The organism is Amycolatopsis sp. WAC 04182 (genome assembly GCF_003947465.1).
Classification (GTDB): domain Bacteria; phylum Actinomycetota; class Actinomycetes; order Mycobacteriales; family Pseudonocardiaceae; genus Amycolatopsis.
In genome coordinates this window covers 498,254-517,372 of record NZ_QHJJ01000006.1, presented here as the reverse complement: position 1 = coordinate 517,372, position 19,119 = coordinate 498,254, and the positions used below count along the sequence as shown (strand labels likewise).

The 19,119-nt window shown below is 70.9% G+C and carries 13 protein-coding genes; 8 read left to right on the top strand and 5 right to left on the bottom strand.

Annotated features, from left to right (window positions below):
* Window positions 1–7 precede the first annotated feature (7 nt).
* The 5 genes from cbiE to DMH01_RS31470 are packed head-to-tail and all read left to right on the top strand — an operon-like array spanning window position 8 to window position 6,775.
* Entirely contained in the window at window positions 8–1,147 is a 1,140-nt protein-coding gene (gene cbiE / locus DMH01_RS31490) for a precorrin-6y C5,15-methyltransferase (decarboxylating) subunit CbiE (protein ID WP_125681130.1), read from the top strand.
* Window positions 1,144–1,905, top strand: a complete 762-nt coding sequence (cobM, locus tag DMH01_RS31485; RefSeq protein WP_125681128.1) for a precorrin-4 C(11)-methyltransferase — start codon at window positions 1,144–1,146, stop codon at window positions 1,903–1,905. Before cbiE ends, cobM begins: the two co-directional genes overlap by 4 nt.
* Window positions 1,902–2,897 (top strand): Gfo/Idh/MocA family protein, encoded by a 996-nt coding sequence (locus DMH01_RS31480; RefSeq protein ID WP_125681126.1) that lies wholly within the window; start codon window positions 1,902–1,904, stop codon window positions 2,895–2,897. The genes cobM and DMH01_RS31480 overlap by 4 nt, the downstream gene beginning before the upstream one ends.
* Complete coding sequence (locus DMH01_RS31475; RefSeq protein WP_199745699.1) at window positions 2,894–3,637, top strand: cobalt-precorrin-6A reductase; 744 nt, start codon at window positions 2,894–2,896, stop codon at window positions 3,635–3,637. Before DMH01_RS31480 ends, DMH01_RS31475 begins: the two co-directional genes overlap by 4 nt.
* 33 nt (window positions 3,638–3,670) lie before the next feature.
* On the top strand, window positions 3,671–6,775 hold the full coding sequence (locus DMH01_RS31470) for an arabinosyltransferase domain-containing protein (protein WP_125681123.1): 3,105 nt from the start codon (window positions 3,671–3,673) through the stop codon (window positions 6,773–6,775).
* Window positions 6,776–6,832: 57 nt separating this feature from the next.
* Here DMH01_RS31470 and helR read toward each other — a convergent pair whose 3' ends face one another.
* Window positions 6,833–9,010, bottom strand: coding sequence for an RNA polymerase recycling motor ATPase HelR (gene helR / locus DMH01_RS31465; protein WP_199745698.1), 2,178 nt, complete (start codon window positions 9,008–9,010; stop codon window positions 6,833–6,835).
* 269 nt (window positions 9,011–9,279) lie between these two features.
* Complete coding sequence (locus DMH01_RS31460; RefSeq protein ID WP_125681118.1) at window positions 9,280–12,939, bottom strand: hypothetical protein; 3,660 nt, start codon at window positions 12,937–12,939, stop codon at window positions 9,280–9,282.
* A gap of 269 nt (window positions 12,940–13,208) precedes the next feature.
* Between DMH01_RS31460 and DMH01_RS31455 the strand changes: the two genes are divergently transcribed.
* Window positions 13,209–13,847, top strand: coding sequence for a response regulator transcription factor (locus DMH01_RS31455; protein WP_233621724.1), 639 nt, complete (start codon window positions 13,209–13,211; stop codon window positions 13,845–13,847).
* A 217-nt stretch (window positions 13,848–14,064) separates the two neighbouring features.
* Here the strand turns inward: DMH01_RS31455 and DMH01_RS31450 are convergent, their stop codons facing one another.
* Genes DMH01_RS31450 through DMH01_RS31440 form a run of 3 tightly spaced genes read right to left on the bottom strand, consistent with a single transcriptional unit; the run spans window position 14,065 to window position 17,266 of the window.
* On the bottom strand, window positions 14,065–15,570 hold the full coding sequence (locus DMH01_RS31450) for a precorrin-2 C(20)-methyltransferase (protein WP_125681116.1): 1,506 nt from the start codon (window positions 15,568–15,570) through the stop codon (window positions 14,065–14,067).
* On the bottom strand, window positions 15,567–16,190 hold the full coding sequence (locus DMH01_RS31445) for a precorrin-8X methylmutase (protein WP_125681114.1): 624 nt from the start codon (window positions 16,188–16,190) through the stop codon (window positions 15,567–15,569). The genes DMH01_RS31450 and DMH01_RS31445 overlap by 4 nt, the downstream gene beginning before the upstream one ends.
* A complete protein-coding gene (locus tag DMH01_RS31440; protein ID WP_125681112.1) occupies window positions 16,187–17,266 on the bottom strand; it encodes a nitrite/sulfite reductase in 1,080 nt (359 codons plus the stop codon). The genes DMH01_RS31445 and DMH01_RS31440 overlap by 4 nt, the downstream gene beginning before the upstream one ends.
* 98 nt (window positions 17,267–17,364) lie before the next feature.
* On the opposite strand from DMH01_RS31440, the gene DMH01_RS31435 reads away from it, so the two are divergent.
* Both DMH01_RS31435 and DMH01_RS31430 read left to right on the top strand, forming a co-directional pair.
* Window positions 17,365–18,270, top strand: coding sequence for an ABC transporter ATP-binding protein (locus tag DMH01_RS31435; RefSeq protein WP_125681110.1), 906 nt, complete (start codon window positions 17,365–17,367; stop codon window positions 18,268–18,270).
* Entirely contained in the window at window positions 18,267–19,118 is an 852-nt protein-coding gene (locus tag DMH01_RS31430) for an ABC transporter permease (protein WP_125681108.1), read from the top strand. Before DMH01_RS31435 ends, DMH01_RS31430 begins: the two co-directional genes overlap by 4 nt.
* Window position 19,119: the final 1 nt, after the last annotated feature.

The following is a 19,119-nucleotide window of genomic DNA, read 5'->3' as shown; positions in this document are numbered from 1 at the left end:
ATCTACGGTGACCGAGGTGCGCGAAAAATCACCCCTGACGGTCGTCGGGATCGGGGCCGACGGCTGGCCCGGCCTGTCCGAGCGGGCCAAGGAAGCACTGCTCGGCGCCGACGTGGTCGTGGGCTCGCCGCGGCAGCTCGCGTACCTGCCCGCCGGGATGAAAAGCGAACCCTGGCCGAGCCCGCTCCTGCCCGGCCTGGACGCCTTCCTCGCCGAACGGGAAGGCCGCGTCTGCGTGCTGGCCAGCGGCGATCCCCTCTTGTCCGGCATCGGCACGACGCTGATCCAGCGCGGCTACGACGTCGAGGTCCTGCCCGCGCTCTCCTCCGCCACGCTCGCCCGCGCGAAGCTCGGCTGGTCGGCGGAGGAGACCGAAGTGGTCACCGTCGTCGGCCGCGCGATCAGCCGGGTGAACCGCGTACTCACTCCCGGCCGGAAGATCCTCGTCCTCGGCGCGAACGCCGAAGACCTGCTCGACCTGCTCAAAGCCCGCGGTTACGGCAAAAGCCGCGTCACCGCGCTGTCCGATCTCGGCGGCCCGGAAGAGCGTGTCGGCCCCGGCACGCTGACCGTGTTCGCCATCGAGGCCGACGGACCCGCGCTGCCGCTGACCGGCCTCCCCGACGACGCCTTCGAGCACGACGGACAGCTCACCAAACGCGACCTTCGCGCGTCCGCGCTGGCCAGGCTCGCGCCGACGCCCGGCGAGCTGCTGTGGGACGTCGGCGCGGGCGCGGGCAGCGTCGGGATCGAGTGGTCCCGGATCCATCCCGCGAACCGGGCGATCGCGATCGAGCGGTCGCCCGAGCGGGCCGCCCGCATCTCCCGGAACGCGGACGCGCTCGGCGTCCCGGAACTCGACGTGGTGATCGGCGCGGCGCCGGACGCACTCGAAGGGCTGACCACGCCGCACGCGATCTTCGTCGGCGGCGGCCTGACCGTGCCCGGTGTGCTGGACGCCTGCCTGGCGACCGGCGCGCGGATCGTCGCGCACGGCGTGACCCTCGAATCCGAACAGGCACTGGCCCGCGCGTACGGCGAACACGGCGGGGAGCTGATCCGCGTCGCCGTCGAGCAAGCCGCGCCGCTGGGCGGATTCACCGGCTGGACCCCGGCGCGGGCCGTCACCCAATGGAGCAAACCTTGACAGTGCACTTCATCGGCGCGGGTCCCGGCGCGGCCGACCTCATCACCGTGCGAGGCCGTGACCTGCTCGGCCGCTGCGAGACCTGCCTGTACCCCGGCAGCATGACGCCCACAGCGCTCTTGGAGTACTGCCCGGACGACGCGGTGCTCGTCGACACCGCGAACCTCGACCTGCCCGCGATCGTCGAGCGCATGGTCGAGGCCCACGAGAAGGGACACGAGATCGCCCGGCTCTGTTCCGGCGATCCGTCGATCTACAGCGCGGTCGCCGAGCAGATGCGCCGTCTCGACGCGGCCGGCGTCCCCTACGACGTCACGCCGGGTGTGCCCGCGTTCGCCGCCGCGGCCGCGCTGCTCAAGCGTGAACTGACCGTGCCCGAGGTCGGCCAGAGCCTGGTCATCACCCGCGCACAGGCCCGGTCCACGGCCATGCCGCCGGGGGAAACGCTGGCGAACTTCGCGCGTACCGGCACCACTCTCGCGCTGCATCTGGCGATCAACCGCGTCGAGCAGGTAGTCGACGAATTGCGGCCGTTCTACACCGACGACTGCCCGGCGGCGGTGGTGGCGCTGGCGAGTCAGCCGGGTGAGCAGGTGCTGCGCGGCACGCTCGGCACCATCGCGGCGCGATCCCGCGAGGCCGGGATCAGCCGCGCGGCGATGATCTTCGTCGGGGAAGTCCTTGCCGCGGAAGGGTTTCCCGACAGTTTCCTGTACTCGGCCACCCGCGATCGCGCCAACCAACCGGAGTCGTTGTGAAGAGCATCCGCTGGGGCCTGCTGGCCGCCGGGACCATCGCCGCCGAGTTCGCGGCGGGTGTCGAAGAGAGCAAGCACGGCGTCCTCGAAGCCGTCGCCGCGCGATCCGGTGACCGGGCGGCCGAGTTCGCGAGCCGCTTCGAGATCCCGAAATGCTACGGCGCCTACGAAGACCTGCTCGCCGATCCGGACGTCGACGCGATCTACATCTCGACGCCGCATCCGCTGCACGGCGAATGGGCGATCCGCGCGGCCGAAGCGGGCAAGCACATCCTGTGCGAGAAGCCGCTGACGATGTCCGTCGCCGAAGCGGAGAAGGTCATCGAGGCCGCCCGCGCGAACGACGTCTTCCTCATGGAGGCGTTCATGTACCGGCTGCACCCGCAGATCCGGCGGCTGGCCGAGCTGATCTCCTGCGGTGCCATCGGCGAGGTCCGCGCCGTGGACGTCGCCTTCAGTTACAACTTCGCCGTCCCCCGGCTGACCGATCCCGCGTTGGGCGGCGGCGGGATCTTCGACGTCGGCTGTTACTGCACGTCACTCGCGCGGCTGGTCTCGCAGGCGGCGACCGGGCAGGACGTCGTCGAGCCCGAAGAGGTGCTCGGGATGGCGAGGCTCGACGACAACGGCGTCGACGAAGTCGCGTTCGGGCTGCTGCGGCTGCCCGGCGGGATCCTCGCGCAGCTGGCCTGCGGTTTCCAGCTGACGCAGGACGACCACATCCGCGTGTACGGCTCGGAAGGGCAGCTGTACGTGCCGAAACCGGCGTGGATCCACGAAATGCGCAAGCCGAAGACGTCGCAGATCATTCTCACGCCGGAAGGCGGCGAGCCCGAGGTGATCGAGGTCGAAGCGACTCAAGGCCTCTTTGCTCGCGAGGCCGACCACGTCGCCGCACACCTCGAAGACCGCCAGGCGCCCGAACTCACCTGGGCGGAGACGCTCGCGAACCTGCGCACACTGGAACGGTGGCGTGCGGCCGTGACGCGATGAAACTGCTGATCCTGGGCGGTACCGGCGAAGCACGCGAGCTCGCGAAGGAACTCGTGGCGCGCGACGAGCACGTCGTGTCGTCACTCGCGGGACGCGTCGCGCGCCCGAAGCTGCCTTACGGCGAAGTCCGCGTCGGCGGCTTCGGCGGCCCGGCGGGTCTCGCGCGCTGGCTGACCGAGAACGACGTCGACGCGGTGATCGACGCCACGCATCCCTTCGCCGAACGCATCGGCGCCAACGCGGCCATCGCGACGCGGGAAACGGGCACGCCGCTGCTCAGGCTCGCCAGGCCCGGCTGGACCGAACAGCCCGGCGACACCTGGCACTGGGCCGACGACCTCGACCACGCCGCGCGGCTGCTTCCGGCGCTCGGCGAACGCGTGTTCCTCACCAGCGGACGTCAAGGGCTCGCCGCCTTCGCCGGGCTGGATCTCTGGTTCCTGATCCGCTGCGTCGACCCGCCCGAAGCGCCGCTCCCCCGCCGTCACGAAATCCTGCTGGACCGCGGGCCGTACACGGAGGAGAAGGAGCGCGCGCTCATGGAGCGGCACGGCGTCGAAGTCCTCGTCACCAAGGACAGCGGCGGCGCGATGACCGCGGCGAAGCTCACGGCGGCTCGCGGGCTCGGCCTCCCGGTGGTCGTGGTCCGGCGGCCGCCGCGGCCGGAAACGGCCAGCGTAACGACAGTTCAGGGCGCTCTAACCTGGTTGAGCGGCACGGCGAAGGGCAGCCCTGCGTAAGCCGTTCGGACCAGACCCGTTAGCGTTGCGCCGATGCGTCTGATCGCTGTCACGCTGGGGTTGCTGTCCGCCTTGTGCGCGTTGGCTTTCCCCTTCCTGCCGGTGGTGCAGGACACAGCGGAGGTCGTCTGGCCAACGGGCGGCGACACCCGCTCCGTCAACGCGCCCTTGACCGGGTACTGGGCGCAGGATCTGCGCGTCGATCTGCCGTGCACGACCGTCCGGTCGCTGGACGCGCGCTCGCAGGGCCAGGCGCTGTTGTTCTCCACCGTGCCCGACGGCCGCACCGACCCGCGCGCGGGCAAGGGCGTCGGCCTGCAATTGCGGATCGACAACGGCGTGCTGCTCGCCTCCAGCCAGGGGCAGCAGATCGTGCAGCAACCGCTGCCGGAGACCAACTGCGACGTCAAGCTCCGTGCGGACGCGAACCAGATGACGGTGACCGTCGCCGAGACCGTGGTGTTCCACGCCGAGGGCGACGTCCGGCCGCGGCTGGTCGGGATCTACTCGTCGATCAACGCGGGCAAGGACCCGATCGCCGGCCTGCACGTCTCGGTCGTCCCGGACACCCGCTACCAGACCTCACCGACCGTGTGGAAGTGGATCATCGGCGTCATCGCGGCGCTGTCGTTCATCGGCTGCCTGATCGCGGTGTGGCGGATGGACTCCGGCTTCGCCCGCCGCGCGCCACGCTGGGCGCCGGTCGGCTGGTGGCGGCTGACCGCCCGCGACGCGACGGTGATCATCGCGCTCGGCGCCTGGGTCTTCATCGGCCCGGTCACCTCGGACGACGGCTACATCCTCACGATGTCGAGAGTGGCCGAAGAGACCGGTTACCTGACGAACTACCACCGCTGGTTCGGGGTCGCCGAGGCGCCGTTCGGCTGGTTCTACCACGTGTACCAGCTGATGGCGCACGTCAGCACGGTGCCGCCGTGGATCCGGCTCCCGTCGTTCCTGCTCGGCGTGCTGAGCTGGCTGCTGATCAGCCGCGAGGTCATGCCGCGCCTGGGCACCCAGGTCCGCACGAGCCGCGCCGCCGGCTGGGCCGCCGCCGCGGTCTTCCTGGTCTGGTGGATGCCGTTCAACAACGGGGTCCGGCCCGAACCGGTCGCCGCGCTGGGCTCGCTGCTGGCGATCTGCGCCGTCGAGCGCGCGCTGGTGACCCGACGCCTGCTGCCGTTGTGCCTCGGGCTGACCGCGGCCGGGTTCACCCTGGCCGCGACGCCGACCGGGCTGATCGCGGTCGCGCCGTTCCTGGTCGCCGCACGCCCGCTGTACAAACTGGTCCGCCAGCGCGCCGAGAACGGCTGGCTGCCGGTGCTCGCGCCGGTGCTGGCCGCCGGGCTGCTGGTGCTGGTCGTGGTGTTCGCCGACCAGACCTTCGCCACCGTGCAGGAGGCGACCCGGATCCGTACCCTGGTCGGCCCGAACCTGTCGTGGTTCCAGGAACTCGCGCGCTACCAGCTGCTGTTCGAAAGCCTGCCGGACGGCTCCGTGCCGCGCCGGTTCCCCGTGCTGCTGGTGCTGCTGTGCACCGGGACCTGCCTGGTGGTGCTGCTGCGCCGCGGCCGGATCCCCGGCGCCGCGCTCGGCCCCAGCCGCCGCCTGATCGGCACGGTCGCGCTGTTCTTCCTGCTGCTGGCGCTGACCCCGACCAAGTGGACGCACCACTTCGGCGCGTTCGCCGCGGTCGGCGCGGCCATGGCGGCCTTGACCGCGCTCGCGACCAGTTCGACGGTGCTGAGATCCAGGCGCAACCGCGCCGCGTTCCTCGCCGGGCTGCTCGTGGTCGGCGCGCTGGCCGCGACCGGGCCCAACTCGTACTGGTTCGTTTCGAAACTCGGCGTGCAGTGGACCGCGGTGGCGCCGTCGATCGGCGGGATCCCGCTGTCGACGATCCTGCTGATCGCGGCCGCGATCTCCGGGGTGTACGCGTTCGTGGAGAACGTCCGCGCGCACCGGCCAGGGCTGCAAGCGGGACCGCAGGAAGGGCGGAGCCGGTCGCTGCGGCTCGGTTCGCTCTCGCTGGTGGTGGTCTGCGGTCTGATGGCCACGGGCGAATTCGTCAGCATGGCGTGGGCGATCCACAACCAGCAGGGTTCCTACAGCCTCGGCGCCGCGAACTTCGGGCATCTGTTCGGCAAGAGCTGCAACCTCTCCGACCACGTGATGGTGGAACGCGACGCCGCGACCAGCATCCTGCGCGCCCAGTCCGAACAGCGGACGGTGCCGGTCAAGAAGGAGGAGCCGCCCGCCGGGCAGACCCCGCCGCCGCTGCCCGATCCGGAACAGGACAACGGCCGCGTGCAGACCGGGTTCCACACCCGCGCGATCGACGACAAGGACCCGCTGGCCGAGCCGCCGCACGGGTTCAAACCCGACGAAGTCCCGATGTGGAGCAGCTTCCTCGACGCCGAAACGCGGGCCGGACGGCTGCGCAGCGACTGGTACGCCCTCTCCGAGAAGCCCGCCGACGGCCAGATCGTGGTCGCCACCGCCGGCGCGGCCCGGCGGCCGACGTCGGTGAGCCTCGACTACGGCGTCAACACCAGCGAAGGCGTGAAGGTCGTCCGCAGCCAGTTCGTGCTGCCGCCGGGCGCCGGGACCAACGGCTGGAACGACACCCGGATCAACCTGCGCGACCTCCCCGCCGAGACGACGTCCGTGCGGATCAACATCGTCGACAACGACCTCACCGAAGACGGCTGGATCGCCGCGTCCGCGCCGCGCGTGCCGACGTTCACCACGCTGACCGAGAAGATCGCGGGCAAGCAGGTGTACGTCGACTGGCCGGCGTCGTTCGTCTACCCGTGCGTGCAGCCGGTGACGTCGCACGACGGAATCTCGAAGATGCCCGACTACCGGATCACCCCGGGCACCGTCGCCGACGAGGCGAACTGGGCGTCCAGCACCAACGGCGGCCCGATCGGCTGGCTCGAAGAGGTCGCGGCCGAACCCGAGGTGCCCAGCTACCTGATCGGCCAGCCGAGCCAGTCCTGGGGCCAGTTGCTGCAGGTGGAACCGTTCACCGAGGGGATCGCGCCGACGATCGTCCACGGCGAGAAGGTCGTCCCCGGCTGGTGGTCGCCGGGTCCGGGTCCCCGGCAGCCGAACGGCAAGGACCCGACGCGCTAGTGGGCTGAAAGCGTCCTTCACCGCATCAGACGCGGTGAAGGACGCTTTCGTCACGTCTCATGCGGGGAAAGCGTCCTTCAGTGCCTCCGGCAGCGGGCCTTCGTGCAGCACCCCGAGCCGCTGCGTAGCGCGCGTGAGCGCGACGTAGAGCTCAGCGGCACCGCGCGGGCCGTCGGCGAGGATCCGCTCCGGGTCCACGACGAGGACGGCGTCGAACTCGAGCCCCTTCGTCTCCGAGGCGGGCACGGTGCCCGGCACCCCGGGCGGGCCGATCACGACGCTGGTGCCCTCACGTCCGGCTTCGTCCTTGACGAACTCCTCGATGGCGCCGGCCAGCGCATCCGCGTCGACCTGCCGCGCCCACGGCCGGACCCCGTTGGACCGGACCGATTCCGGCGCCCGGACGTCGGGCGCGAACTCGGCGAGCACGGACGCGGCCACGGCCATGATCTCCGCCGGGGTGCGGTAGTTCACCGTCAGCGACCGGTAGATCCAGCGGCCCGGCACGTACGGCTTCAGCATCGCGTCCCACGATCGCGCCCCGGCCTCGGACCGGCGCTGCGCCAGATCGCCGACGACGGTGAACGACCGGTTGGGACAGCGCCGCATCAGCACCCGCCAGTCCATTTCGGACAGTTCCTGCGCCTCGTCGACCACGACGTGCCGGTACGTCCAATCGCGATCGGCGGAGGCGCGTTCGACGAGGCTGCGCGTGTCGTGCTCCACGAACCGGTCGGCGAGCTCGTCGGCGAAGAGCAGGTTCTCCGCCGACAACATGACGTCCTCGTCCATCTCCTCGCGGTCGAGCTTCATCGTGTCGAGTACACCTTCGGCGTACTCGGCCTCGGCCTTCTTCTCCCGCGCGAGCGCCTTCTCCGCCGCCTCGTCCGCCGCCTTGTCGCGGCCGAGCAGGTCGACGAGTTCGTCGAGCAGCGGCATGTCCGACACCGTCCAGGCGTCACCGTCGGCGCGCAGCAACGCCTGGTCCGCACCCGCCGCGCGAAGCCGTTCCGAGGATGAGAGAAGCGAGCCCAGGAGACTTTCGGGTGTCAGGATCGGCCAGAGTTCGCCGAGCGCGGTGGTGAACGTCTCGCTCTCCGCCAGTTCCTTCAGCAGATCCTTCCGCAGCCGCTCCCATTCGTCGCGGTCGTCCCGGCTGAGCCAGCCCCGGCCGATCCGCGCGATCGCCCGCTCGGTCAGGACGTAGGTGACGACGTCGATGAACGTCCCGCGCGCCTCGTTGTGCGGCAGACCGCTCTTGCGCGCCTCGTCCCTGGCCCATTCCGCGGTCTCGGCGTCGATCCGCACGGTGACGTCGGCGAGGTCGATCAGCACCGGCTCCTCCGGCAGCCGCTGGCGATCGGCGACCGCGGCCTTGAGGACGTCCAGCATCTTCAGCGAACCCTTGAGCCGCGTCGCTTCCGGGCCGTCCTCGGCGGTGACGTGCTTGCCGGGAACGAAATCCCCGGTGGTCATGAACACCACGTCGGTCTCGCCCAAGGACGGCAGGACCCGGCCGATATGGTGCAGGAACGCCGGATTCGGCCCGACCACGAGCACGCCGTGGCGTTCCATCCGCTCGCGCTGGGTGTAGAGCAGGTACGCGACGCGGTGCAGCGCCACCACGGTCTTCCCGGTACCCGGCCCGCCCTCGATCACCAGCACGCCGGGGTGCTCGTGCCGGATGATCTCGTCCTGTTCGGACTGGATCGTCGCGACGATGTCGCGCATCCCCTCGCCGCGCGGCGCGTTGACGGCCGCGAGCAGCGCCGCGTCGCCCTCCGCGTCGCCGCCGGGGCGGCCGAACACCTCGTCGGTGAAGCCGAGCAGCTCACGTCCGTGCGTGTGGAACTGACGGCGGCGGCGCATCTTCTCCGGTGTCGCGGCGGTCGCGGTGTAGAACGGGCGGGCGGCGGGCGCCCGCCAGTCGAGCAGCACCGGCTCGTAGTCGTTCTCCTCGTCGAAGAGCCCGATGCGACCGATGTACGAGGTCTCTTCCGCGAGGCTGTCCAGCCTGCCGAAGCACAGCCCGTTGTCGACGACGTCCAGCCGCCGCGACTCCCTGGCCAGCGCCCGCACCTCGACGTCACGCTCCATGGCCGTCCCGCCGGTTCCGCCCAGCGCCGCCTGGAACTCCCCCTTCACCCGCGCGCGTTCGGCGTCCAGGCGCGTGTAGAGCCCGGCGACGTATTCGCGTTCGGACCGCAACTCTTCTTCATGACCCTGAGTTGACACAGACTCCCATTTCACCCGGTTTCGGCTACGGCGAGTGAGTGTGCGGCATGACCGGGGTCTTGTGGCAAGTCCCCCCATGCGCTATATGTTTATTACGGAGGGAGTTACTCCCTGCGCTTCTCGCCCTGTCGGGCCCTCTGTCCACCCAGGTCACCTCCGGACGAAGGTGGCAGGTTGCGAAAGTGGCTTTCGCAACGTCAACGGAGGCGGGAGCACGAGCGGGCGGCCCAGGCGGTAGCGAGGGCCTGTCCTCTGTGGACAGCTTTCGCTCATCCGCACGGTGGCGTGTAGCCGAGCCCCGGGAAATACCTCTCCCACTCTTCCCTCGTGATCCTCGGCGTCGCCAGACGGCAGATCTCCTCGCTCACGCGGTCCGTGTTCGTCTGCCACAGCTGGACGCCGCTGCTGCCGACCGCGAGCGTATGCCCGTCGTCCCGGAACGCCAGCGAGTTGACCGTCGCCGCGAAGCCGGTGAACTGCGCTTTTTCGACCGGATTCCGCGGATCGGCCAGGTCGAGGACGCGCACCGTGCGGAACGCCGAAGCCGCCAGCTCCCGGCCGGTCGGCCCGAACGCGAGATGCCCGACGCCTTCGGGATTTCCGCCCAGTTTCGCCAGCCGCGCGGGACGCGCGCGATCCGTGATGTCCCAGAAGTAGAGGTGCCGGTCGTCGCCGCCCGCGACGACGAGGCGGCCGTCGGGACTGAGCGCCATCTTGAACAGGGCACCGGCGTCGGGCCGCATAGTCGACACCAGACCCGGGCGCTTCGGGTCGGCGACGTCCCACAGCGTGACCGCGGCCGAGTCCGGGCCCTGACTCGCCGCCAGCGTCCGCCCGTCGGGGGTGAACGCGAGCGACCACACGGTCCCGTCGCCGACCGGGAGCACCCGCGGCTCCGCGAACCGAGCCGGATCGCCGATGTCCCAGAGCTGGATCGGCCCGTCGTCGTGGCCGGAGGCGAAGGTCTTCCCGTCCGGGCTGAACGCGAGCGAGTAGGTCGGCATGACACCGGTCGACGCCAGCAACCGCGGCGCCACCGGATCGCCGATGTCCCAGCGCTGGAGCAGGAACCTCCCGGCGACCCCGGCACCGTCGTGGGTCGCGAGCGCGAGGCTTCGCCGGTCCGGGCTCAGCGCGACGGCGGTGACGGTGGCCGGGCCGGGGAGTTTCGCGAGCTGACGCGGGGCACGGAGATCGTCCATCGCCCAGAGCCGCACGTCGTCCCCCGCGGTGACGAGGATCCGTCCCTGTTCGGTGAACGTGCCGGCGTTCCAGCCCGCGCTCGAAGCCAGCGCCAGTTCGCCGAGGTCCTGCAGCCGGACCGTCCGGTCCTCGCTGGCGGACACGATGGTCTTGCCGTCCGGGGCGAAGCCCGCCCACCAGATGGCGTTCGTGTGCCCCGAAAGCGGCGGCAGTTCCTTCGCCGGTCCCGTGACGTCCCAAAGCCGCACGGACTGGTCGTCCCCCGCGGTCACCACCAGCCTGCCGCTCGGGCTGAACCCGGCCGCCCAGACCACGGCCGGGGTGGTCAACGTCGACAGCGCCCGCGGCGCCGCCGGATCGGCGACGTCCCAGAGTCTCGCCGTGCGGTCCCAGCTGGTGGTGAGCAGCCGCCGCCCGTCCGGGCTCCACGCCGGGGTGAGCTGGAGGTCCTTGTGTCCGGAAAGGACGGAGCGCCGCCGTGGCGCCGACGGTGTGGTGACGTCCCAGAGTTCCGCCGTCCAGTTCGTGCTCGTGACCGCGAGCATCGTGCCACCGGGATCGAACACGGCGCGTTCGAGTTCGGGGGCCGGGATGCCGCCGAGCGGTTTCGGCGCGCCGAGGTCGCCGACGTCGGTGAGCCGGACGGTGCGGTCGACGGAACCCGTGGCGAGGCGTCGGCCGTCCGCGCTGAAATCGAGGGAGAGCAACGTGTTCCGATGCCCGGTGACGTCCGCCTTCCGCACCGGATTCCGCGGATCGGTCAGCTCCCACAGCCGGACCCGGTGGTCCCGGGTTGCGGTCGCCAGCGCCCGCCCGTCGCGGCTGAACGCCAGCGGCCCGCGGACCTCCTCCGAACCGGGCAGCGTCGCCAAGAGCGCCGGATGCCGTGAGTCGGCGATCGACCACACTCGCGTCGCCCGGTAGGAGTCCGAGGTGATCATGAGCTGCCCGCTCAGCGCGACGGTGACGTCGCCGGGGTCGAAGACCATCCGGGTGGCGAACGGCGCCGCCATGGACGCGAGCAGGCCGTCGTGGGTTTCCCGGATCGGCGCGAGCCGGTACGCGGCGAGGCTGAGCTGCGTCGACAGCGCCGGGTTCGAGTCCCGCAACGCCTTCGCGTCGACGACGGCCTTGCGCGCGAGTGCCACGTTCCGCTGGTCGGTGGCGGTCCGCCCGGCATCGACGGCGTATCCGACGGCGACACCCGCCAGGAGCAGCAGGACACCGAGGAGCGCCACGAGTCTTCGCAGCCTCCGCGTCCGTTTGCGGCCGACGGCGGTCTCCTCGGCTTCGGCGTCCAGCCCGGCCTGGAGGAACTGGCGCTCGCGCGCGCTCAGCGCTTCCGGCTCCCGCTCCGCCCATTCGGCCGCGAGACCCAGCCGCGTGCCCCGGTACAGGCTGCCCTTGTCGCGATCCAGCGACTCCCACAGCTCGGTCGCTTCGGCGAGCTGGCGATGCAGACGGTGCCCTTCGCGGTCCTCCGCGAGCCAGTCGCGCAGCCGGGGCCAGCCGCGGATCAACGCTTCGTGGGCGATCTCGACACTGTCGCGGTCGAGGACGAGCAGGCGCGCGTCGGCGAGGCGTTCGAGGACCTCCGTGGTCGCCGGGTCGTCGTCGAGTTCGCGGCGGTTGAGACGACGCTTCGTGTCTTCGGTGCCTTCGCCGAGCGCGGTCAGCCGAAGGAAGATCTGCCGCACGACACGCTGTCTGTCCGGCTCCAGATCCGTGTAGACCGCCTCCGCGGTCTGCGCGATCGCGTTGAGGATCCCGCCCGCCGCCTCGTAGGCCGCGCTGGTCAGCGTGATCCCCTGGCGACGGCGCCAGGTCTCCAGCAGCGCGTGCGAGACCAGCGGCAGCATCGCGGGCTGGCCGGTGGCGTCGGCGACGAGCGTCGTGACCAGCGCCGCCTCCACTCGGCAGCCCGCGCGGACGGCGGGTTCGACGATCGCGGTCCGGAGTTCGTCGGCGGTCATCGGGCCGACCATCACCTGCGCGTCGGTGAGCGCCTCGACCAGCCCGGCATGACGGCAGAGGTGACCGTAGAAATCCGCGCGGACACCGAGGACGACCCGCGTCCCGTGCTCGTCGCGGGAGAGCGCGAGCAGCCTGTCGACGAACTTCTCGCGTTCGGTCTGGTCACGGCAGAGCGTGTAGACCTCCTCGAACTGATCGACGATCAGCAGCCGTCCCTCGGCGTCGAGGTCCTCTTCGAGTGGATGCGCCCCGGGCGTCCGGATGACGGCCGGACGCTCGCTCACCGCCGCCAATCCGGCTCGCAGGACGGACGACTTCCCCGAACCCGAAGCGCCGAAGACACCGACGAGCCGACGTTCCGCGAGCTTGCCGGTCAGCTCGGCGACCAGCCGCTCGCGGCCGAAGAAGCGGGCGGCGTCGGCCGTCTGGAACGCGGCCAGCCCCAGATACGGAAGCTCGGCGTCGTCGCGTTCGCCCGCCGCCGCGGCGAGGCCGGCGGCGACCGTGCGCCAGCGCTCCTCCCACGCCGGGACGTCGCCGCCGCACGCGGTGACGTACGCGGTCGTCACCGCGAGCCCCGGCAGTTTCCGTCCGCCCGCGGCTTCGGAAAGCGCGGCTGCCGAGTAGCCCGCACGGGTCGAAAGCTCGCGGTACGTCGGCCCACCGGCCTTCTCGCGAAGCTGCCGAAGATCCGCCGCGAAGCTCACGACGGCGTCGTCGCCCGGCCCCAGCGGGCGCTCGCGTCTCGGCACCAAGCCCCCTGATCGTCGAAGCGCCTGTTGGCGGAGCAGCAGACGCATTTGAAAAGCAACCGAACGCGTGAACCCGCCCCGGCCGAAGGCCCCGCTATCGCGGCGGCGGGGCGCCTTGTCCGCCATCGCGAGATGGATGACCAGGCAGCGCCCTGCCGACGTCGATCGCGGCCGCGGGTTCACCAACTGACATCAAGCGTTACCTAATGGACATTGTTCACCGAAAACGGCCCGACACTGTACAAAAGTTCTGCGCTACAACCGATGGCGTGCCGATTCGAACCCAAGTGGTGACCGTGGTCTTCGCGGGTGTGCCCGAACCGCCCGCGACTGCGGAACTGGCGGGCCTGGAGGTGGTCGCCCACACCCCCGACGAACGCGAGGCGGTTTGGCACGCCACGGCCCTTCGTCCGGACGTCCTCGTCCTGCCGGTTCACCCACCCGGGCTCGACGGGCTCGCCGTGACGCGCGAAGTGGCTGCCCGCGTCCCGGGAACCGCCATCCTGGTCCTGACCCCGCCGGGCGACGGCGAACTCGTGATCGCCGCGATGCTCGCGGGTGCCCGCGGCGTCCTGTCCCGGAGCGCGGGCCACGACGATCTGGTCCGGTTCATCCGCGGGGTGGCGGCGGGCGCGGTCGTGTTCGGCGAGCGCGCGGCGGACCGGCTTTACGGCTTGCTCGCCGCGTCGCAGCCGATGCGGGCGTTCCCGCGGCTGACCTCACGCGAGCACGAGGTGCTCGGCCTCCTGGCGGGCGGGCTGGAGATCCCGGCCGTCGCGCGGCGGCTGGGGCTCGCGCCCAAGACCGTGCGCAACGTCGTCTCGTCGATCCACGCCAAGGCCGGCACGGACGACCGGGAAGTGCTGCTCGCCCAAGCCCGCAACGCGGGCCTCGGGCATCACTCGTAGGTGCGCGGCGTCCGCCCAAGGACGCGACCGTGTGGATTTTGAGGCGTTGGATGACCAGAAATCCACACAGTGCCCGCCTGACCGGTCCGGTCACGACGGCCAGACCGCCGGAGGCGTAGGGGGTGTGTGGAAATAGAGACGTTGAACGTCTCTATTTCCACACACCCCTCACCCGCGGTAACACTCACCCGCCCGCCAACCACACCGAGACGCGCGATCACTCGTAGGTGCGCGGCGTCCAGACCACGCCGTTCTCGGCCCGGGTCTTCGACGAGCCGATGATCAGCAGGCAGCGCATGTCCACTTCCGACGGCTCCAGCGTGCCGAGGGTGATCACGCGGACGTCCTCCTCAGGCCCGCCGACGTCGCGGGCGACGACCACCGGTGTCTCCGGCGCGCGGTGCCGGAGCAGGACGTCGCGGGCCTGCGCGAGTTGCGTGGTCCGCGTGCGGGACGCCGGGTTGTACAGCGCGAGCACGAGATCCGCCGCGCCCGCCGCGTCCAGCCGTCGTTCGATGATCTCCCACGGCTTGAGCCGGTCGGACAGCGAAAGCACGCAGTAGTCGTGGCCCAGCGGCGCGCCGACCCGGGACGCGGCCGCCTGCGCGGCGGTCACGCCGGGCACGATCCGCACGCGGGCGCCCGCGCCGTGACCGGCGGCGACCTGCTCCAGCACCGCCGACGCCATCGCGAACACGCCGGGATCACCCGACGAGACGACGGCGACCCTGGCGCCGTTCGCGGCCAGCTCCAGCGCTTCGACGGCGCGTTCGGCCTCGACGCGGTTGCCCGACGCGTGCCGCTGCTGGCCCGCGCGCTGCGGCACGCGCGCGACGTACGGGCCGTAGCCGACGACGTGCTCCGCCGCGGCCAGTTCCTCGGTCGCTTCGGGGGTCAGCCAGCCGGGGCCGGCCGGGCCGAGGCCGACGACCACGACCTCACCACCCGTCGGCGTTTCCTGCTTCCGGGAGACTTCGGGTTCGTCGGCGAGCCGGGAGGCGTAGGCCGGGCTGGGCAGCAGCGCCAGCGAGAAGTACGGCACCGAATCCGGATCGACGTCGGCGAACGGCTCGACGCGCTGCGCCTGCCAGGTCGCCCGTTCGACGTAGAAGGCGTCGTCCAGCTTCCCGGCTTCGGCCAGCGCCTCGCGGACGTTGCCGAACGTGCGCCCGAGTTTGAGCACCGCCGCGGCCTGCGTGTCGGCGAGGCGTCGCGCGAGCTCCGGTGCGGGCAGCGTGCCGGGCAGGATGGTGAGGACCTCGTCGCGCTGCACCAACGGGCGTCCGAGGACGGAGGACGCGGCGCTGACCGACGTCACGCCGGGCACCACGGTCGCCTCGTAGCGGTCGGCGAGGCGTTCGTGCATGTACATGTAGGAGCCGTAGAAGAACGGGTCGCCTTCGCAGAGCACGACCACGTCGCGTCCGGCGTCGAGGTGTTCGGCGAGCCGTTTCGCGCTCAGCTCGTAGAAGTCGGCGATGGCGCCTTCGTAGCCGCCGGGATGGTCGGTGGTCTCGGTGGTGACCGGGTAGACCAGCTTCTCCTCGATCTGGCCGTCCCGCAGATACGGTTCGGCGACCGAACGCGCGATGCTCCGGCCGTGCCGCGCGCTGTGATAGGCGATGACGTCGGCCTCGCCGATCAGCCGGGCGGCCTTGACCGTCATCAGTTCCGGGTCACCGGGCCCGAGCCCGACACCCCAGAGTTTCCCGAGCCCGCTCATTCGACCTCACTCGCCATCGCGTTGATCGCGGCGACGGCCATCGCGCTGCCGCCGCGGCGTCCGTGCACCACCAGGTACGGGGCGGGGGCCCGCTTCGCGAGCTCCACTTTGGACTCGGCGGCGCCGATGAAGCCCACCGGGACCCCGATGACCGCCGCGGGCGCGCCGACCCCCTCTTCGAGCAGTTCCAGCAGCCGGAACAACGCGGTGGGCGCGTTGCCGATCGCCACCACGGACCCGGGCAGCTTGTCGCGCCACAGTTCCAAGGCGGCCGCGGACCGGGTGGTGCCCATCCGCTCGGCCAGCCCCGGCACCTTCGGATCGGACAGCGTGCACAGCACCTCGTTGGCGGCAGGCAAACGTTTGCGGGTCACCCCGGAGGCGATCATGTTCGCGTCGCACAGGATCGGTGCGCCCGCTTCGAGCGCGGCGCGCCCGGATTCCACCACGTCCAGGCTGTAGCGGAGATCGTCGACCAGGTCGACCATCCCGCAGGCGTGGATCATCCGCACGGCCAGCACCGCGACGTCGTCGGGGAGGATCGCGAGATCCGCCTCCTCACGGATGGTGGCGAACGAATGCCGGTAGATCTCGGCCCCGTCCCGGATGTAGTCGATCACTGCTGCTCCTTCTCCGCCAACGTTCTCGTCAGCTCGCCGACCGGGACGAACGCCCCGTCGACCAGATAACCGTCCTCCGTCGCGAGCACGTCGACGTGCTCGCGCGCGGGTTTGCCGCAGCGCCGTTCACAACCGGCGAAATGGGCTCGCGGCGTCCGTCCGACCCGGGCCGCGTCGGCCCGCACGTCGGCGAGCGACTTGGCACAGCCCGGTCGCCCGACGCAGGCACTGATCCCGAGCGACGGCGCGTCCGGATCGGTGATCAGTCCTGTGTCCGCCGCCAAGGAGCCGAGCACCAGGATCGATCGCCACGGCGTGACCACGGCGTTCCCGGCCTTCGCGATCTCGCGCGCCTGAGCCGAGGTGAGCCTGCCGAAGACCGGGGCGACGCCGATCGCCTCACCGATCGGCCCGATCGGGAGGCCCGGGTTCACCTCGAACTTCCGCGGCTCCGCCGGTTCGCCCGGGATGCCCCTGAGCAGCGGCTCGATGTCCACGAGTTCGCTGATCCGCCAGGCCGTTCCCCTCACGCGAAGGAACGCGCGCGCGACCGCGAGCAGCGTCTCGACGGCGCGCTCGGCGGTGACCCGCAGGCCCGTGTCTTCGCCGGCGAGCAGCACGGCACCCTCGCGCCAGCAGACGTCGGCGCCCTCACCGGCGACGTCGCCCTGGCCGCCGTCGAGGGCGAAGAGGAAGCGTCCCGGGAGTTCGGCCAGCTCAGGGTCGGCGCACAGGGCCTCGTCGAGCGCCGAGGCGAGCTTTTGGGCGGTGCCGCTCAGGGGCGACGCGAGGATGTTGCGGACGCGTTCGTGCGACGGCGAAGGCAGGAGCCCGGCCGCGGCGAGCCTGCCCGCGAGACCCGGCCGGGTGACGCCGCGCAACTGCACGTTTCCGCGGGAGGTCAGGTGAAGGGCGCCGTCCCCGAGGTCGTCGGCGGCGTCCGCGAGCGCCTCGAGCTGGGCCGCGGTGATGGCGCCACCGGGCAACCGGACTCGGGCGAGCGGACCGTCGGCGGCGTCGTGCGTGGCGAAGACACCAGGGCACGCGTCAGCTCGGACACGAGCGCTCGTGGACATGCGCTCACTGTAGATGCCCGGTTCGAGCGAGAGTATGTCTCAGATCATATGTAGTAGGTGTGCTACATTCGATCGCAGCACTGAGATGGGGGTGACCAATGAGAGATCCACACGACGCGATGATCTCCGTCAAAGATCTCCGCATGCGGTACGGGACGAACGACGTCCTCCACGGCGTCGACTTCACCGCGCATCGCGGCGAGGTGATCTGCCTGCTGGGTCCGAACGGCGCGGGCAAGACCACGACGATCGAGATCCTCGAAGGCTTCCGGATGCGGTCGGAGGGCGAGGTCAGCGTGCTGGGCGTCGACCCGGCGCACGCGGACGAGAACTGGAGGGCGCGGCTGGGGGTCGTCCTCCAGGCCTGGCGCGACCACGCGAAATGGCGGGTGCGCGAGCTGCTGGAACACCTGGGCGGCTACTACGCGCCGTACTCCACGGATCGCATCAAGCGGCCGTGGGATCCGGACGAACTGGTCGCCGCGGTCGGCCTGACCGAGCACGCGGACAAGAAGGTCCGGATGCTCTCGGGCGGGCAGCGGCGCCGGCTCGACGTCGCGATCGGCATCGTCGGCCGTCCGGAACTGCTGTTCCTCGACGAGCCGACCGCCGGGCTGGACCCGGAGGCGCGGCGCGAGTTCCACGAACTCGTGCACCGGCTGACCGATGACGACGACACGACGATCCTGCTGACGACGCACGACCTCGACGAGGCCGAGAAACTGGCCGACCGGATCCTGATCCTGAACCACGGCCGCATCGTCGCCGACGGTTCGGCCGACGCGCTGAGCAGGCAGATCGCCGGCGAGGCCGAGGTGCGCTGGACGCTGGACGGCCAGCGGTTCGTGCACTCGACCACGGAATCGACGAAGTACGTGCACGAACTGTTCAAGCAGCACGGGGACGCCATCGCCGATCTGGAGGTCCGGCGGGCGTCGCTCGAAGACACGTACATGACCCTGGTCCGCAAGGCCGAATCCCCCGAGGCGGTGGGCGCGCGATGAACACGATTCAGCACAGTGTCCGGCTGGGCCTCCGGCGCGGCTGGCTCGAAGCCCGCCAGATGATGACCAACCGGGAAGACCTCTTCAACACCTTCATGTTCCCGGCGATCTTCGTCGTCGTCATGTTCTTCATGCGCGGCGCGAAACTGCCGGGCACGGAGTTCTCGCTCGGCGCCGCCACCGTGCCGAGCGTGCTGGGCGCGTCGATCGTGTTCAGCGGCATGCTCGGGATGGCGGGCGTCCTCGCCGTCGAACGCGAGGACGGCACGCTCCTGCGCGCCAAGGCCACCCCGAACGGCATGATCGGCTACCTCGTCGGCAAGGTCGTCACGGTGTCGTTGAGCACCGTCATCGGGATGCTGCTGGTTCTGATCCCCAGCCTGTTCCTGTTCGACGGCATCGCGCCCGGCGGCCTGCCGTCGTGGCTTGGCCTGCTGTGGGTGCTGGTGCTCGGCCTGCTCGCCACCATGCCGATCGGCGCGATCTTCGGCTCGCTGACCTCGAACGCGCGCAGCATCGGGCTGATCATGCTGCCGACACTGGGCATCGGCGCGATCTCCGGGATCTTCTACCCGATCACCGCGCTGCCGGAATGGCTGCAGGGAATCGGGCAGGTGTTCCCGATGTACTGGCTCGGGCTCGGCATGCGGTCGGCGCTGCTGCCGGACTCGACGGTGATGGTCGAGATCGGGCAGTCCTGGCGGCATTGGGAGACCCTCGGCGTGCTCGCCGTGTGGGCCGTGATCGGATTGACGCTGGCCCCGGTCGTCCTGCGGCGCATGGCGCGGCGCGAGTCCGGGTCCTCGGTGGCGGAACGACGGGAAAAGGCGATGCAGCGAATTGGCTAGT

Bases quoted from the DNA above. Each gene is read 5' to 3' on its own strand.
- DMH01_RS31475 (WP_199745699.1), top strand. From the start codon at position 2,894: ATGAAACTGCTGATCCTGGGCGGTACCGGCGAAGCACGCGAGCTCGCG.
- DMH01_RS31470 (WP_125681123.1), top strand. From the start codon at position 3,671: ATGCGTCTGATCGCTGTCACGCTGGGGTTGCTGTCCGCCTTGTGCGCG.
- DMH01_RS31450 (WP_125681116.1), bottom strand. From the start codon at position 15,570: ATGAGCGGGCTCGGGAAACTCTGGGGTGTCGGGCTCGGGCCCGGTGAC.
- DMH01_RS31440 (WP_125681112.1), bottom strand. From the start codon at position 17,266: ATGTCCACGAGCGCTCGTGTCCGAGCTGACGCGTGCCCTGGTGTCTTC.
- DMH01_RS31435 (WP_125681110.1), top strand. From the start codon at position 17,365: ATGAGAGATCCACACGACGCGATGATCTCCGTCAAAGATCTCCGCATG.
- DMH01_RS31430 (WP_125681108.1), top strand. From the start codon at position 18,267: ATGAACACGATTCAGCACAGTGTCCGGCTGGGCCTCCGGCGCGGCTGG.